The 14096-nt window shown below is 60.8% G+C and carries 13 protein-coding genes; 4 read left to right on the top strand and 9 right to left on the bottom strand.

Features of this window, described 5'->3' with window-relative positions; genetic code table 11:
- Window positions 1–124 precede the first annotated feature (124 nt).
- From ilvD to SNL23_RS29390, 4 genes are all read right to left on the bottom strand, one after another.
- Window positions 125–1966 carry a dihydroxy-acid dehydratase gene (gene ilvD / locus SNL23_RS29375; RefSeq protein ID WP_167664079.1) on the bottom strand — a complete coding sequence of 614 codons (1842 nt, stop codon included), beginning with the start codon at window positions 1964–1966 and terminating at the stop codon, window positions 125–127.
- Between the two features lie 306 nt (window positions 1967–2272).
- Window positions 2273–2731 carry an REP-associated tyrosine transposase gene (locus SNL23_RS29380; protein ID WP_318304485.1) on the bottom strand — a complete coding sequence of 153 codons (459 nt, stop codon included), beginning with the start codon at window positions 2729–2731 and terminating at the stop codon, window positions 2273–2275.
- Between the two features lie 207 nt (window positions 2732–2938).
- A complete protein-coding gene (locus SNL23_RS29385; protein WP_318304486.1) occupies window positions 2939–4135 on the bottom strand; it encodes an MFS transporter in 1197 nt (398 codons plus the stop codon).
- A gap of 231 nt (window positions 4136–4366) precedes the next feature.
- Window positions 4367–5563 carry a class I SAM-dependent rRNA methyltransferase gene (locus tag SNL23_RS29390; protein ID WP_003213799.1) on the bottom strand — a complete coding sequence of 399 codons (1197 nt, stop codon included), beginning with the start codon at window positions 5561–5563 and terminating at the stop codon, window positions 4367–4369.
- 298 nt (window positions 5564–5861) lie between these two features.
- On the opposite strand from SNL23_RS29390, the gene SNL23_RS29395 reads away from it, so the two are divergent.
- Together SNL23_RS29395 and mutM are read left to right on the top strand one after the other, a co-directional pair.
- Window positions 5862–6674 carry an HDOD domain-containing protein gene (locus SNL23_RS29395; protein WP_173860309.1) on the top strand — a complete coding sequence of 271 codons (813 nt, stop codon included), beginning with the start codon at window positions 5862–5864 and terminating at the stop codon, window positions 6672–6674.
- A gap of 21 nt (window positions 6675–6695) precedes the next feature.
- On the top strand, window positions 6696–7508 hold the full coding sequence (mutM, locus tag SNL23_RS29400; protein WP_076013010.1) for a bifunctional DNA-formamidopyrimidine glycosylase/DNA-(apurinic or apyrimidinic site) lyase: 813 nt from the start codon (window positions 6696–6698) through the stop codon (window positions 7506–7508).
- Between the two features lie 128 nt (window positions 7509–7636).
- Here mutM and SNL23_RS29405 read toward each other — a convergent pair whose 3' ends face one another.
- The 5 genes from SNL23_RS29405 to SNL23_RS29425 all read right to left on the bottom strand — a co-directional run bounded on the left by SNL23_RS29405 (window position 7637) and on the right by SNL23_RS29425 (window position 12359).
- The gene (locus SNL23_RS29405) at window positions 7637–7888 is read right to left on the bottom strand and encodes a YfhL family 4Fe-4S dicluster ferredoxin (RefSeq protein ID WP_003213796.1); all 252 of its coding nucleotides are present in this window, start codon (window positions 7886–7888) and stop codon (window positions 7637–7639) included.
- 246 nt (window positions 7889–8134) lie between these two features.
- A complete protein-coding gene (gene coaD, locus SNL23_RS29410; protein ID WP_049711086.1) occupies window positions 8135–8614 on the bottom strand; it encodes a pantetheine-phosphate adenylyltransferase in 480 nt (159 codons plus the stop codon).
- 114 nt (window positions 8615–8728) lie between these two features.
- A complete protein-coding gene (locus SNL23_RS29415; protein WP_318304487.1) occupies window positions 8729–10324 on the bottom strand; it encodes a GMC family oxidoreductase in 1596 nt (531 codons plus the stop codon).
- 33 nt (window positions 10325–10357) lie between these two features.
- Window positions 10358–10903, bottom strand: a complete 546-nt coding sequence (locus SNL23_RS29420) for a twin-arginine translocation pathway signal protein (RefSeq protein WP_258342660.1) — start codon at window positions 10901–10903, stop codon at window positions 10358–10360.
- 28 nt (window positions 10904–10931) lie between these two features.
- Window positions 10932–12359 carry a coniferyl aldehyde dehydrogenase gene (locus tag SNL23_RS29425; protein ID WP_318304489.1) on the bottom strand — a complete coding sequence of 476 codons (1428 nt, stop codon included), beginning with the start codon at window positions 12357–12359 and terminating at the stop codon, window positions 10932–10934.
- Window positions 12360–12506: 147 nt separating this feature from the next.
- On the opposite strand from SNL23_RS29425, the gene SNL23_RS29430 reads away from it, so the two are divergent.
- Together SNL23_RS29430 and SNL23_RS29435 are read left to right on the top strand one after the other, a co-directional pair.
- A complete protein-coding gene (locus tag SNL23_RS29430; RefSeq protein ID WP_003213791.1) occupies window positions 12507–13178 on the top strand; it encodes a TetR/AcrR family transcriptional regulator in 672 nt (223 codons plus the stop codon).
- Window positions 13179–13217: 39 nt separating this feature from the next.
- Window positions 13218–14072 (top strand): sulfurtransferase, encoded by an 855-nt coding sequence (locus tag SNL23_RS29435; protein ID WP_318304490.1) that lies wholly within the window; start codon window positions 13218–13220, stop codon window positions 14070–14072.
- The last annotated feature ends 24 nt before the right edge of the window (window positions 14073–14096 follow it).

Genomic DNA, 14096 nt, shown 5'->3' on the forward strand with positions numbered 1-14096 from the left:
TCAGTAACTGGCACACCGCAATTCGCGAGCAAGCCCGCTCCCACAGTTGATCTCCTTTGTTTGAGGAATTATCTCCAGGCAAAAAAATGCCCCGCACGTGGCGGGGCATTTTTATGGGCGAATCTTACAGACCGTCAAGCATCGCCTTGTTACGCACAGCACCTTTGTCGGCACTGGTGGCCAGCAGGGCGTAAGCCTTCAACGCGGTGGTGACTTTGCGCGGACGCTTCTCCACCGGCTTCCAGCCTTTCTTGTCCTGCTCGACCCGGCGCGCGGCCAGTTCTTCGTCGCTGATCAGCAGGTTGATCGAACGGTTCGGAATGTCGATCAGCACCTTGTCGCCATCTTGCACCAGACCAATCGCGCCGCCGGCAGCGGCTTCCGGCGAAGCGTGGCCGATGGACAGGCCCGAAGTGCCGCCCGAGAAGCGGCCGTCGGTGAGCAAGGCGCAGGCTTTGCCCAGGCCTTTGGATTTCAGGTACGACGTCGGGTAGAGCATCTCTTGCATGCCCGGGCCGCCTTTCGGGCCTTCGTAACGGATGATGACGATGTCGCCTTCCTTCACTTCGTCAGCGAGGATGCCGCGTACCGAGCTGTCCTGGCTTTCGTAGATCTTGGCGCGGCCTTCGAACACGTGGATCGATTCGTCGACACCGGCGGTTTTCACTACGCAGCCATCGAGGGCGATGTTGCCGTACAGCACGGCCAGGCCACCTTCTTGCGAGTAGGCGTGCTCGACACTGCGGATGCAGCCGTTTTCACGGTCGTCGTCGAGGGTTTCCCAGCGGGTCGACTGGCTGAACGCGGTTTGCGTCGGGATACCGGCCGGGCCTGCCTTGAAGAAGGTGTGCACGGCTTCGTCGTCAGTCTGGGTGATGTCCCACTTGGCGATGCCTTCAGCCAGGGATTTGCTGTGCACGGTCGGCAGGTCGGTGTGCAGCAAGCCGCCACGGGCCAGGGAGCCCAGGATCGAGAAGATCCCGCCGGCGCGGTGCACGTCTTCCATGTGGTACTTCTGGATGTTCGGCGCGACTTTGCACAGTTGCGGCACGTGGCGCGACAGACGGTCGATGTCCTTCAGGTCGAAGTCGATCTCGGCTTCTTGCGCGGCGGCCAGCAAGTGCAGGATGGTGTTGGTGGAACCGCCCATGGCGATGTCCAGGGTCATGGCGTTTTCGAACGCCTTGAAGTTGGCGATGTTGCGCGGCAACACCGACTCATCGTTCTCGGTGTAGTAGCGCTTGCACAGCTCGACGATGGTGCGGCCGGCCTGCAGGAACAGTTGCTCGCGGTCGCTGTGGGTGGCCAGTGTCGAGCCGTTGCCTGGCAAGGCGAGCCCTAAGGCTTCCACCAGGCAGTTCATCGAGTTGGCGGTGAACATGCCGGAGCACGAACCGCAGGTAGGGCAGGCGCTGCGCTCATATTCCGCGACCTTCTCGTCAGAAGCGCTGGAATCGGCGGCGATGACCATGGCGTCCACCAGGTCGAGGCCGTGGGAGGCGAGTTTGGTCTTACCGGCTTCCATCGGGCCGCCGGAAACGAAGATCACCGGGATGTTCAGGCGCAGGGAGGCCATCAGCATGCCGGGGGTGATCTTGTCGCAGTTGGAGATGCACACAATGGCGTCGGCGCAGTGGGCGTTGACCATGTATTCCACGGAGTCGGCGATGATCTCGCGGCTCGGCAGGGAATACAGCATGCCGTCATGGCCCATGGCGATGCCGTCATCCACGGCGATGGTGTTGAATTCTTTTGCCACGCCACCGGCGCGTTCGATCTCGCGGGCGACCAGTTGGCCCAGGTCCTTGAGGTGGACGTGGCCGGGTACGAACTGGGTGAACGAGTTGGCAATCGCGATGATCGGCTTCTTGAAGTCGTCATCTTTCATCCCCGTGGCGCGCCACAGTGCGCGCGCGCCGGCCATGTTGCGGCCGTGGGTGGATGTTTTCGAACGGTAATCTGGCATGGAACACTCCGGGCGGCTAATCAGGTGCTAAAGGGGAAGTGAGCTTCTATCGACGTCTGGAACACTCAGAAAATGGCCGTGTGTCCGGAAGTTGCCACTCGCGTCGCGGGATCGCCGCGTGCTTGGGCCTCGAGCTCATAAACCCGCCGGGGGATGACTGGCGATGAATAGGTCCGATTCTACACCGTCTACCTGTAGGAGCGAGCTTGCTCGCGAAAAACGTCAACGATAACGCAGCGCTATCAGGTGGCCCGTGTCGCCTGTTGGTTTTTCGCGAGCAAGCTCGCTCCTACAGGGTTGCGTATTTTAAAGCCACATGGCGTCCCAGAGCGGATAGTCGCCGATACGCTCAACCAGCCCTGCTCTTAATGGATTGGCGACGATGTATCGGGCTGTTGCTTTCAGGTCATCTTCCCGGCGCAACGCGCGATCAAAGTAGCCCTTTTGCCAAAGTGTCCCGTGGCAACTGCGCGCTTTGTTAATGGCGTGGGCACTTCGCGATTTGGTGATTCGCATCAGTCTCGGCAAATCGCCGTTGTGCAATTCCACCAGCCAATGGAAATGGTCCGGCATTACCACCCAGGCCAGGGAAGTCGCTTCGCCGTCGTCTTGAGCCTTTCTGAATTCGCGAACAAGCAGGCGGCCGATACGCCAGTCCTGGAAGATTAGCTGTCGCTGATGCGTTACAGCGGTGAGCAGGTAAATGCGGCCGGGTTCTGAATAGCGGCCTGTACGCAGACTATGTGCGTTTTGCTGGGTGGACATTCCTTCGTCCTCTTCGTGTGGGTAGAAGAGAGACGGTAGGAGGCAGCGGTGTCTATTGGCGTTTAAACACTGGTTCCGAATATGTCATGCCTTTCTGTAGGAGCGAGCTTGCTCGCGAAGAACGTCAACGATAACGCAGCGCTATCAGGTGGCCCGTGTCGTCTATACGTTTTTCGCGAGCAAGCTCGCTCCTACAGTGGGAGGGCGTTAGTGTCCAACTCTGAGGTTCGTCATCACACCCCAAACGCTGAACACGATGAAGCTGATAGCGATGGTCATCAGCAAGTTGGCTCCGGCTTGGGCAAGCGCGGCGCTGCTGACGGCGGCGGTGATGAACATGATGCTGTTGCCGGCCGAGGCGGCGGTGCCGGCGCTACTGGAGAACAGCAGCATGGCCGCGGAAATCGCGGCGGGGCGTACAAGGGTCACTGCCAGGGCGCTGATCAGCATCGGGATCAGCAGGGTGACGGTGGTCATGGCCTCATAGTGAATGACCAGCGCCAGCAACACGCCGGCGATCCCCAGCAGGCCCAGCCCGAGGTTGATTTGCCGCGTGAGGGAGATATGTTTCTGCAGGGCGGTCGCTGCAACGCCGCCCAGCAGATAGGCAACGCCATACACCATCAGCACCACCGCGTACTGGTATTCAGACAGCTTCAACTCATCCATGAAAATCAACGGCGTCACGCTGATCAAGGCGAAGTAACACGCGAATACCAACGCGGCGATCCACCAATAGAGGATGAAGTCCCGGTTCCCGGCGATGGATTTCAGCGTGGCGATGATCGAGACGGGCGATCTTTCAGGGCTGGCCGCCTTGGACGGCAATATCAGCCAGGCATGGATAAACATGCCCAGCGCCATCACCGCAAATCCATAAAAGCTGCCCTGCCAATCAAATGTGGTTTGCAGCCAGGAACCGAGCAGCGGCGACAGCGCAACGAACGATCCGCTCAGGGTCATGTAATAGATGCGGATGCGGGCGCGATCCTGCTCTTCAAACAGGTCCTCCACCAGCGCATGGCCCAGTACGAAAAAACCACAGCCGATGGCCTGGACGGCGCGAAACAGCAGGAAGCTCGGGTAATTGGCCGCCAGTGCGCAGCCGATCGAGCCAAGGGTGGAAACCACAATGCAGCCCAGCAGGACTTCCTTGCGCCCGAACTTGTCTGAAAGCGGGCCGGCGATCAGCTGGGAAATCGCAAATACCAGGGTGAACAGGCTGATAGACAGCGCGACTTCAGCGGTTGAAGTGTCGAACTTCGCGGCCAGGGCTGGAAAGGAGGGCAGCAGGATATTGATCGGGAAGAAGCTGATCAGGGAGATGCAGGTGATGAGGATGAAGCGCGAGCGTTGTTGGCGTTTTACGTCGCCATGGGGTGGCGAATAAGAGGACTCAGACATTGTTTTTATTTTCCGGAGTAAAACCAGAAACCGATACTAGTCTGCGAAACGGGGAATTCAATCAAAAGTGTTGTGGGAGGCCAGCCCATGATGATGTTTGTTGCCGCTGTAGGAGCGAGCTTGCTCGCGAAGAACGTCAACGATAACGCAGCGCTATCAGGTAGCCCGTGTTGTCTATTGGTTTTTCGCGAGCAAGCTCGCTCCTACAGTTGATCCGGTTCCAATTGGGCGTTAGCTATTCGGCAACAACCGGCAAGTAATGCTCTTGATATACCGGGTCTCGGCAATCGCCGGGTGCACCGGGTGATCCGGGCCCTGGCCGCCGCGTTCCAGCATCTGGATATTGCGGTCCAGGTGACGGGCGCTGGTCAGCAGGATGTTTTGCAGGTCGTCTTCCGGCAAATGCATCGAGCACGAAGCGCTGACCAGGATGCCGTCCTTGCTGAGCAGGCGCATGGCTTGCTCGTTCAGGCGGCGGTAGGCGCCTTCGCCGTTTTTCATGTCTTTCTTGCGCTTGATGAAGGCAGGCGGGTCGGCAACGATCACGTCGAAACGCTCTTCGCTGGCTTTCAGCTCTTTGAGGGCTTCGAACACGTCGCCTTCGATGCAGGTCATCTTCTCGGCAACGCCGTTCAGTGCCGCGTTGCGCTCCACGCCGTCGAGGGCGAAGGCGGAAGCGTCGACGCAGAACACTTCGCTGGCGCCGAAGGCTGCGGCTTGCACGCCCCAGCCGCCGATGTAGCTGTACAGGTCGAGTACACGCTTGCCTTTGGCATACGGGGCCAGGCGGGCGCGGTTCATGCGGTGGTCGTAGAACCAGCCGGTCTTCTGACCCTGGATCACCGGCGCTTCGAACTTCACGCCGTTTTCTTCCAGGGCAACCCACTCCGGCACCAGGCCGAATACGGTTTCGACGTAGCGGTTGAGGCCTTCGGCATCACGCGCGGCGGAGTCGTTCTTGAACAGGATGCCGCTTGGCTTGAGCACTTGGGTCAGTGCGGCGATCACGTCTTCCTTGTGGGCTTCCATGGTCGCCGAAGCGATCTGCACCACCAGGATGTCACCGAAACGGTCAACCACCAGGCCAGGCAACAGGTCGGAATCGCCATACACCAGGCGGTAGAACGGCTTGTCGAACAAGCGATCGCGCAGGGACAGGGCCACGTTGATGCGGTGCACCAGCAGCGACTTGTCCAGCGGCAGCTTGATGTCGCGGGACAGCAGGCGGGCGCAGATCAGGTTGTTCGGGCTCATGGCCACGATGCCGAGGGTCTTGCCACCGGCTGCTTCCAGGATCGCCTGGTCGCCTGCCTGGAAGCCGTGAAGAGGTGTGGCGGCCACATCGATTTCGTTGCTGTAGACCCACAGGTGGCCGTTGCGCAAACGACGATCGGCGTTGGCTTTGAGACGCAGGCTTGGCAGGGACATGACGTCGCTCCGGAAAAAAGAGCGGGAGTATACCGTGTTGTTTAGTACTTGGCGGCGCCGCCGGACATGTGGGAGCGGGCTTGCTCGCGAAAGCGGAGGATCAGTAAACACATTCGGTGGCTGACACACCGCTTTCGCGAGCAAGCCCGCTCCCACATTTGATCCGGTTCAGTTCGGGTTTTTGAGGTGTCAGCCGAGTCTTTATAAAGGTTAGAATCGCCGCCTAGTCCAGAGTGTGCCCCCTATGTCCCAAGAGCTATCCGCCGAACAGATCCAACAGAGCCTCCAAGGCATCAGCGTGCCGCCTCAACCGCAAATCATGGTGGATTTGCAGATGGAGCAGTACATGCCCGATCCGGACCTGGAAGTGATCGCCCGGCTGATCGCCCAAGACCCGGGCCTCTCCGGCTCGCTGCTGAAGATCGTCAACTCGCCGTATTACGGGCTGAGCAACAAGATCGTCTCGATCCAGCGCGCGGTGAACCTGCTGGGCAGCCGCTCCATCATCAACCTGATCAACGCGCAGTCGATCAAGGGCGAGATGAGCGACGACACCATCGTCACCCTCAACCGTTTTTGGGACACCGCCCAGGATGTGGCCATGACCTGCCTGGCCCTGGCCAAGCGCACCGGCAGCCAGGCGGTCGATGAAGCCTACGCATTGGGGCTGTTCCACGATTGCGGCGTGCCGTTGATGCTCAAGCGTTTCCCGAACTACATGAGCGTGCTGGAAGAGGCCTACGCCAACGCTGGCCCGGAATGCCGTGTGGTCGACACCGAGAACCAGGCGTTCAACACCAACCATGCCGTGGTGGGCTACTACACCGCCAAATCCTGGCGCCTGCCGGAACATGTGACCGATGCCATCGCCAATCACCATAATGCCCTGGCGATTTTCAGCGACGAGTCCAACCACAAGCCGCAGCTGAAAAACCTGCTGGCGATCCTGAAAATGGCCGAGCACATTTGCGCGTCCTACCGCGTGCTGGGCAACCAGGTGGATGACCATGAGTGGAACGCCATCGGCCCGCTGGTGCTGGACCATATCGGCCTGTCGGACTACGACTTCGAGAGTTTGAAGTTGTCGATCCGCGAGCTGGGCGCGCACTAACCCTTTCTCCTAGAGGTAAACATGCCCGAGTTACCGGAAGTCGAAACCACCCGGCGCGGAATTGCGCCGCATCTGGAAGGCCAGCGGGTCAGCCGTGTGGTGGTGCGTGAGCGGCGCCTGCGCTGGCCGATCCCGGAAGACCTGGATGTGCGGCTGTCCGGGCAACGGATCGTGCTGGTGGAACGGCGGGCCAAGTACCTGTTGATCAATGCCGAAGTCGGCACCTTGATCAGCCATTTGGGCATGTCGGGCAACCTGCGCTTGGTGGAGGCCGGCAGCCCGGCGGCCAAGCATGAGCATGTGGATATCGAGCTGGAGTCGGGCCTGGCCCTGCGCTACACCGACCCGCGACGCTTTGGCGCAATGCTCTGGAGCCTCGACCCGCTGAACCACGAACTGCTGATTCGCCTGGGGCCTGAGCCGTTGACCGACCTGTTTGACGGCGAGCGGCTGTTCCAGCTGTCCCGTGGACGCTCGATGGCGGTGAAACCGTTCATCATGGACAACGCGGTGGTGGTGGGCGTGGGCAATATCTACGCGACGGAGGCGCTGTTTGCCGCCGGGATTGATCCGCGTCGGGAAGCCAAAGGCATTTCCCGTGGGCGTTACCTGAAGCTGGCGATCGAGATCAAACGCATCCTGGCGGCGGCGATCGAGCGCGGCGGCACCACGTTGCGGGACTTTATCGGCGGCGACGGGCAGCCGGGTTATTTCCAGCAGGAATTGTTCGTCTATGGCCGTGGTGGCGAGGCGTGCAAGGTCTGTGGGACCGAATTGCGCAGTGTGACGCTGGGGCAGCGGGCAAGTGTGTTCTGCCCGAAGTGTCAGAGCTGAGAATTTGTGGTGCTGCTGATGGCCTCTTCGCGAGCAAGCCCGCTCCCACATTCGTCCGAGTTCCACCTTTGGATTGCAGTCGAATGTGGGGCTTGCTCGCGAAGAGGCATAACGAATCGCCAAGGGACTTAGGCCTTGCCGGTAATCAACCGGTACTTCTCCATCAGTTGCTCTTCCGTCTCCGGATGAGCCTCGTCCAGCGGAATGCAATCCACCGGGCAAACCTGCTGGCACTGGGGTTCGTCGTAGTGGCCGACACACTGGGTGCACAGGTTGGGATCGATCACGTAGATCTCTTCACCCTGTGAAATGGCAGCATTCGGGCACTCGGGTTCGCAGACGTCGCAGTTGATGCAATCGTCGGTGATGATCAGGGACATGGAAACTCCTGCCAAGGCTGTCAGCCAAGGCATCTGAAAACTAATGCGCGCAATTGTGCCGCATTGGCGCCCCTGTGGCGAGGGGGCTTGTCCCCCGTTGGGGCGCGAAGCGGCCCCGAATCAGGCGATTGGGTTTTACCTGAAACTACGCGGCGTCTTTATTGGGGGCTGCTTCGCAGCCCAACGGGGGACAAGCCCCCTCGCCACAGACAAGCCCCTCGCCACAACAAGCCCAAAGACCAGAATTTACTTCTTGAAGCGCAACGTCAGCGCATCCGCCACAGCCGGGTGCACAAACTTGGTGATATCCCCGCCCAATGCCGCGATTTCTCGCACCAACGTCGAGGAAATGAACGAATAACGCTCCGACGGCGTAAGAAACAGGCTTTCCACGTCCGGCGCCAGTTGGCGGTTCATGTTGGCCAGCTGGAATTCGTATTCGAAGTCCGACACCGCGCGCAGGCCGCGCAGGAACACATTCGCGTTCTGCTCCTTGGCAAAGTGCGCCAGCAGGGTGGCAAAGCCGACCACTTCAACGTTGGGCAGATGCTTGGTGACCTCACGGGCCAGCTCCACGCGCTGTTCCAGGGGAAACAGCGGGTTTTTCTTGGGGCTGGCAGCGACCGCGATAATCACATGGTCGAACAAGCGCGAGGCGCGTTCGACCAGATCGCCATGGCCCTTGGTGATTGGGTCGAAGGTACCTGGGTACAACACTCGGTTCATCGCGTCGTCCTGGCGGAGTCCGTTGGGGAACCGGATGGTATCGCAGCCATCCCGGTCGGCCAAGTCAACTTATTCAGAAGAAAGCACTATAGACACCGCGAGTACCCGGTTTTTTCAGGCCGTTTTCAGACGTTCGGCCAACGCTGTCGCCAGTTGCGCGGTCAATCCATACACCGATAGCTGCGGGTTAGCCCCAATGCTGGTAGGGAATAGCGAGCCATCGTGGATCGACAAGTTGCTCAGTTGGTGATGGCGCCCAAGGCTGTCGGCCACCGCATTTTTCGGTTCTTCACCCATGGCGCAACCGCCCATCACATGCGCGCTGCCGAGCCGCGTGCGATGCAATTCGAGGTTCAAGCCGTCAATCATGCTGCGGGCTTCGGCCAATGTGTTCACGTAGCGCGCATCCCCGTGCAGCGGCATCACCGACTTGGCGCCGCCGGCGAACTGAATCTCCGCCATGCTGTGGAAGGCCCGGCGCAGGCCGTCCCAGGCGTAGGGCGAGACCTGATAATCGAGCACCGGTGTGCCATCGCCGCGTAGTTCGACTGTGCCGCCCGGGCTGTCGGGGTGGAAACCATCGCGTAACAGGGCAAGCATCGCGTGAGTGTTCGGCAGTTGGCCCATATCCAGGGCGTTCTGCGTGCCGTAGCCGCCGAGCAAGGTGCTGGCCAGGCCGGGATGCAGTGGCGGCACTTCGAGCTTGTAGGACATTTTGCCGGTGGTGCCGTCCTGCCATTGGAAGTGATCGGAGTAAATCGACTGCGGCGCACCGTAGAACGGGTTGATCACCTCGTCGAACAGCCCGGCAGAAAAATTCACCAGGTGCAGAAAGGTCCGCTTGCCCAGGCGCGAGTGGGGGTCGGGCGCATCGGAGCGAAGCAGCAGCGCCGGGCTGTTGATGCCGCCGCCGGCCAGTACGTAGTGCTTGGCTTTGACCGTGATTTTGCGGCCTGTGGGAGCCACGCAATACTGATCCATGGCCACGCATTCGAGGCTGGTGATGGTGTCGCCGCTGAACTTCAGGCGTTCGGCGCGGGCCAGGTACAGCAGTTCGCCGCCTTTCTCCAGGGTCGACGGAATGGTCGTCACCAGCATCGATTGCTTGGCATTGACCGGGCAGCCCATGCCGCAATACCCCAGGTTGAAACAGCCGCGCACGTTGCGCGGGATCACGTGCCAGCTGTATCCGAGCTTTTCGCAGCCTTTGCGGATCACGTCATTGTTGGCGTTCGGCGGCATCGCCCAGGGCGCGATGCCCAGGCGCTGCTCCATTTTTTCGAACCAGGGCGCCATCTCGGCGCTGCTGTGGCCCTTGACCGCGTACTCGCTAGCCCAGTGGGCGAGGGTCGGGTCCGGGGTGCGGAAACTGGAGGTCCAGTTGATCAGCGTGGTGCCGCCGACGGCGCGGCCTTGCAGGATGGTGATGGCGCCGTCCTTGCTCATGCGCCCGATGCCTTCCTGGTACAGGCTGGCGTAGGCCTCGTCCTCCAGCAGCTTGAAGTCGTTGCTGGTTTTCAGCGGGCCTTCTTCGATCAACAGCACCTTGTAGCCGGCGGCGCTGAGGATTTCGGCGGTGGTGCCGCCGCCGGCACCGCTGCCGATGATTGCGACGTCAGCCTCCAGGGTCAGGTCCTGGTCGAGGGCGGCGCCATTGTGGGTTTTCCAGCCGCGGGCCATGCCATCGCGGAACAGATCAGGTACGGGCATCAGGGTCTTCTCTTGTTTTTATCGGGATGCGAATCAGATTTTCGGTGGGCCGGGGTAGCCGCAATGCGCCCAGGACTCGGGGCGGAAATACCAGGCCATGATCACCAGCTTGAGCAACGAGCCCTGGCCCATGCGCAGCAGGTTCAGGTAGCTGTTTTCCCAGCGGTGCAGGAAGTTGCGGATCTGCTCGGCGCTGGCGTTTTCCCAACTGCCCCACACACCGGTCAGCGGCCCACGGGTAATGGCCATGCCCAATACGTCGAACAGTTGCTGGGTCAGCTTGAACATCTCGGGCGACAGGTGTTGCAGGCTGAAGTCGAGCTTTTTCAGGGTGTCGTCGATGCCTGCCACCACCACCTCGGCGCTGGCCACGCCTTCCAGCAGCACCGGGATCACCGCCCGCAAAAACGGCAGGTCACTGCTGCGCAACATCGCAAAGCCGCTGGCCGGGGTGCTGCTGGAGCAGCCGCTGAGGCTGGCGCCAAGCCCGGCGGTGGCCAGGAAGGCGCTGGCGCACAGGCCGAGTTTCAAGACGCCGCGCCGTGACAGCGCGGGTGATTCAGTCAGGCTTGGGTTCATTCTTATTGTTATCCCGATGATGGGTTTGTTAGCGGACGAACAGCTTCTGGATCAACTTCTGAATGGATTTGCCGTAGGGCGGGTAAATCAGCTTGGCGGCGTTCAGGCGCTGCTTGATCAACACACTCTTGGCCTTGCTGAAGGTCAGGAAACCTTCATGGCCGTGGTAATGGCCCATGCCCGACGGGCCGATGCCGCCGAAGGGCATGTCGTCCTGGGCCACATGCAGCAAGGTGTCGTTCAGGCACACGCCGCCGGAATGGGTCTCGTGCAGTACGCGGTTCTGTTCGGCCTTGTTGTAGCCGAAGTAATACAGCGCCAGTGGGCGAGGGCGCTGATTGATGTAGGCGAAAGCCTGGTCGAGGCCGCGATACGGCACGATCGGCAGCACCGGGCCGAAGATTTCGTCCTGCATCACCGTCATGTCATCGCTGACATTCAGCAGCAGGCTGTGGGCCATGCGGCGTTCCTGGCCCTGGTCGTACAGTGGGATCAGGGTGGCTCCCTTGTCGGTGGCGTCTTTCACATAGCCGTTGAGCCGGGCCAGTTGTCGTTCGTTGATGATCGCGGTGTAGTCCGGGTTGTCGGCCAGGGTCGGGTAAAACCCGCGAACCGCTTTGCTGTAGGCCTCGACGAAACCGTCCACACGGTCTTCCGGTACCAGCACGTAGTCCGGCGCCACGCAGGTTTGCCCGGCATTCAGCGCCTTGCCGAAGGCGATGCGTTCGGCGGCGTCCTTGAGCGGTACGTCGGCGGAAACAATCGCCGGTGACTTGCCGCCCAGTTCCAGGGTGACCGGTGTCAGGTGCTCGGCCGCAGCGCGCATCACGTGTTTGCCGATGCTGGTGGCGCCGGTGAACAGCAGGTGATCGAAGCGCAACTTGGAAAACGCCATGCCGACTTCCGCTTCACCGAGCACTACACACACCAGGTCTTCGGGGAAGATCTTCGCCAGCAGCGCCTTGAGCAACTGGCCGGTGGCGGGGGTGGATTCGCTGAGCTTGAGCATCACCCGGTTGCCGGCCGCCAAGGCGCCCACCAAAGGGCCGATGGCCAGGTACAGCGGGTAGTTCCAGGGCACGATTACCCCGACCACGCCCAGCGGTTGATAGATGACCTTGGCCGACGCGGGCTGGAAGGCGATGCCTACAGCGCGACGGGAAGGTTTCATCCAGCCTTTGAGGTGTTTGCTCGCGTAGTGAATGCCATGCAGGCTGGGCATCAGTTCGGCGAACAGGGTTTCGTCGGCGCTGCGGTGGCTGAAATCATGGCTGATGGCGTTGATCAACGCTTGGCGCTCTTCGCTCAACAGGTCGCGCAAGGCCTTGAGCCATTGCTGACGCTGGGCGGCCGGCGGCATCGGGTTGGCCGCATAGGCCTGGCGCTGAGCGTCAAACAGGACCTGGAGCTGATCCAGTGCCTGGGAATCTTGCAGGTAGGCAACGTTGGCAGACATGGCGAAGTTCCCGATTGTTATTGGAATGCTTCAGTTTTTAGAGTCATTACTCTAAATTGTCAAATAACATTGCAAGTACATGCCGATTTATCCGGACAAGGATAGTCCGTAAGATGCCGTCATCACGGGTCTAGAAGTTGATTTCCCATGGCACCACGAGTCAAGACCAGCGAGCGCATTGTGCAAACCAGCCTGGAGCTGTTTAACCAGCAGGGCGAGCGCAGTGTCAGCACCAACCATATCGCCGCCCATATGGAAATTTCCCCGGGCAACCTGTACTACCACTTCCCCAACAAGCAGGCGATTATCGCCGTGCTGTTTCGCGAGTACGAAGCGTTGGTGGACAGTTTCCTGCGCCCGCCCCAGGGCCGCGCGGTGACCGTGGAAGACAAGCGCTTCTACCTGCAGGCGGTGCTCGCCGGCATGTGGCGCTACCGTTTTTTGCACCGCGACCTCGAACACCTGCTGGAAAGCGACCCGGAACTGGCTACCGGCTACCGGCGGTTTTCCCAGCGCTGCCTGATCCAGGGTGCGGCCATCTATCAGGGTTTTGTCGATGCCGGCATCCTCAACATGGACCCGGTACAAACCGAAGCCCTGACCCTCAACGCCTGGATCATCCTCACCTCATGGGTGCGCTTCCTGTGCACCACCAATGAAAAATCCACGCACCTGAGCGCCGAGGCGATCAAGCGCGGTGTGTACCAGGTGCTGGTGCTGGAAGCCGGGTTTATCACCCCAAAAGCCAAGGACGCGGTGGATGCGCTGTTCAAAGAGTTTTACGTGCCGTTGAATCAGGCGCTGGAAGAAGTGAAGTAGGATGTTTCCCGAACGCTAACCTAGCCACAGGAGTCAGTCATGCCGCTTGCCCAACTGATCAGCCCCCAGCAACTGGCCGAGCGCCAGAAGTCCGGCGGGCTGGTGATCCTCGATTGCCGCTTTGCTCTGGAAGACCCGGACTACGGCCTGTGCAGCTACGCCGAAGGGCATATCGAAGGGGCGCAGTATGCCGATCTGGAGCGCCACCTCAGCGGGCCGATAATCAAGGGCGTGACCGGTCGCCATCCGCTGCCTGCGGCGGATGCGTTTATCCGGCAACTGCGGGCATGGGGCGTTAGCGCCGACAGCGATATCGTTTTGTATGACGACGGCCCCGGTGCCTATGCCGCCCGCGCCTGGTGGCTGCTGGCCTGGCTGGGCAAGCGCGACGGAGTGTTTATCCTCGATGGCGGCCTGAAAGCCTGGCACGCGGCGGGTTTCCCGTTGAGCCTGGATGCCCCGGTGACCGAGCCCGGTAGCTTCAGCGGCTCGCCGGACAACCACCTGCAACTGGATGCCGAACACCTGCAAAAACGCCTCGGCCAGCCCGGCCTGACCCTGATCGACGCCCGCGCCCAGCCGCGCTTTCGCGGTGAAGTGGAGCCGATCGATCCGGTTGCCGGGCATATTCCCGGTGCGCAATGTGCGGCGTTCAATGAAAACCTGGGCAGCGACGGCCGTTTCCTGCCGGCGGACCAGCTCAAGCAACGCTTCGCCGCCAAGCTGCAAGATCGCTCGCCGGATGACCTGGTGGCTTACTGCGGTTCGGGTGTGACGGCGTGCCACAACCTGTTTGCGTTGTGTCTGGCGGGTTACCCGTTGGGCAAGTTGTACGCGGGGTCGTGGAGCGAGTGGATTACTGATCCAACGCGGGAAGTTGCTACAGGCGACTGAGGTCTATCTGACACGGTCTGATCC

It is taken from the genome of Pseudomonas sp. SED1, assembly GCF_034044025.1.
In the GTDB taxonomy this organism is placed as follows: Bacteria; Pseudomonadota; Gammaproteobacteria; order Pseudomonadales; family Pseudomonadaceae; genus Aquipseudomonas.

What these genes read in the sequence shown, in the direction of transcription:
- SNL23_RS29425 (WP_318304489.1), bottom strand. Translation starts at nt 12,359, where the DNA reads ATGTCTGCCAACGTTGCCTACCTGCAAGATTCCCAGGCACTGGATCAG.
- SNL23_RS29385 (WP_318304486.1), bottom strand. Translation starts at nt 4,135, where the DNA reads ATGTCTGAGTCCTCTTATTCGCCACCCCATGGCGACGTAAAACGCCAA.
- SNL23_RS29415 (WP_318304487.1), bottom strand. Translation starts at nt 10,324, where the DNA reads ATGCCCGTACCTGATCTGTTCCGCGATGGCATGGCCCGCGGCTGGAAA.
- ilvD (WP_167664079.1), bottom strand. Translation starts at nt 1,966, where the DNA reads ATGCCAGATTACCGTTCGAAAACATCCACCCACGGCCGCAACATGGCC.
- SNL23_RS29390 (WP_003213799.1), bottom strand. Translation starts at nt 5,563, where the DNA reads ATGTCCCTGCCAAGCCTGCGTCTCAAAGCCAACGCCGATCGTCGTTTG.
- coaD (WP_049711086.1), bottom strand. Translation starts at nt 8,614, where the DNA reads ATGAACCGAGTGTTGTACCCAGGTACCTTCGACCCAATCACCAAGGGC.
- SNL23_RS29420 (WP_258342660.1), bottom strand. Translation starts at nt 10,903, where the DNA reads ATGAACCCAAGCCTGACTGAATCACCCGCGCTGTCACGGCGCGGCGTC.
- mutM (WP_076013010.1), top strand. Translation starts at nt 6,696, where the DNA reads ATGCCCGAGTTACCGGAAGTCGAAACCACCCGGCGCGGAATTGCGCCG.
- SNL23_RS29435 (WP_318304490.1), top strand. Translation starts at nt 13,218, where the DNA reads ATGCCGCTTGCCCAACTGATCAGCCCCCAGCAACTGGCCGAGCGCCAG.
- SNL23_RS29380 (WP_318304485.1), bottom strand. Translation starts at nt 2,731, where the DNA reads ATGTCCACCCAGCAAAACGCACATAGTCTGCGTACAGGCCGCTATTCA.
- SNL23_RS29405 (WP_003213796.1), bottom strand. Translation starts at nt 7,888, where the DNA reads ATGTCCCTGATCATCACCGACGATTGCATCAACTGCGACGTCTGCGAA.
- SNL23_RS29430 (WP_003213791.1), top strand. Translation starts at nt 12,507, where the DNA reads ATGGCACCACGAGTCAAGACCAGCGAGCGCATTGTGCAAACCAGCCTG.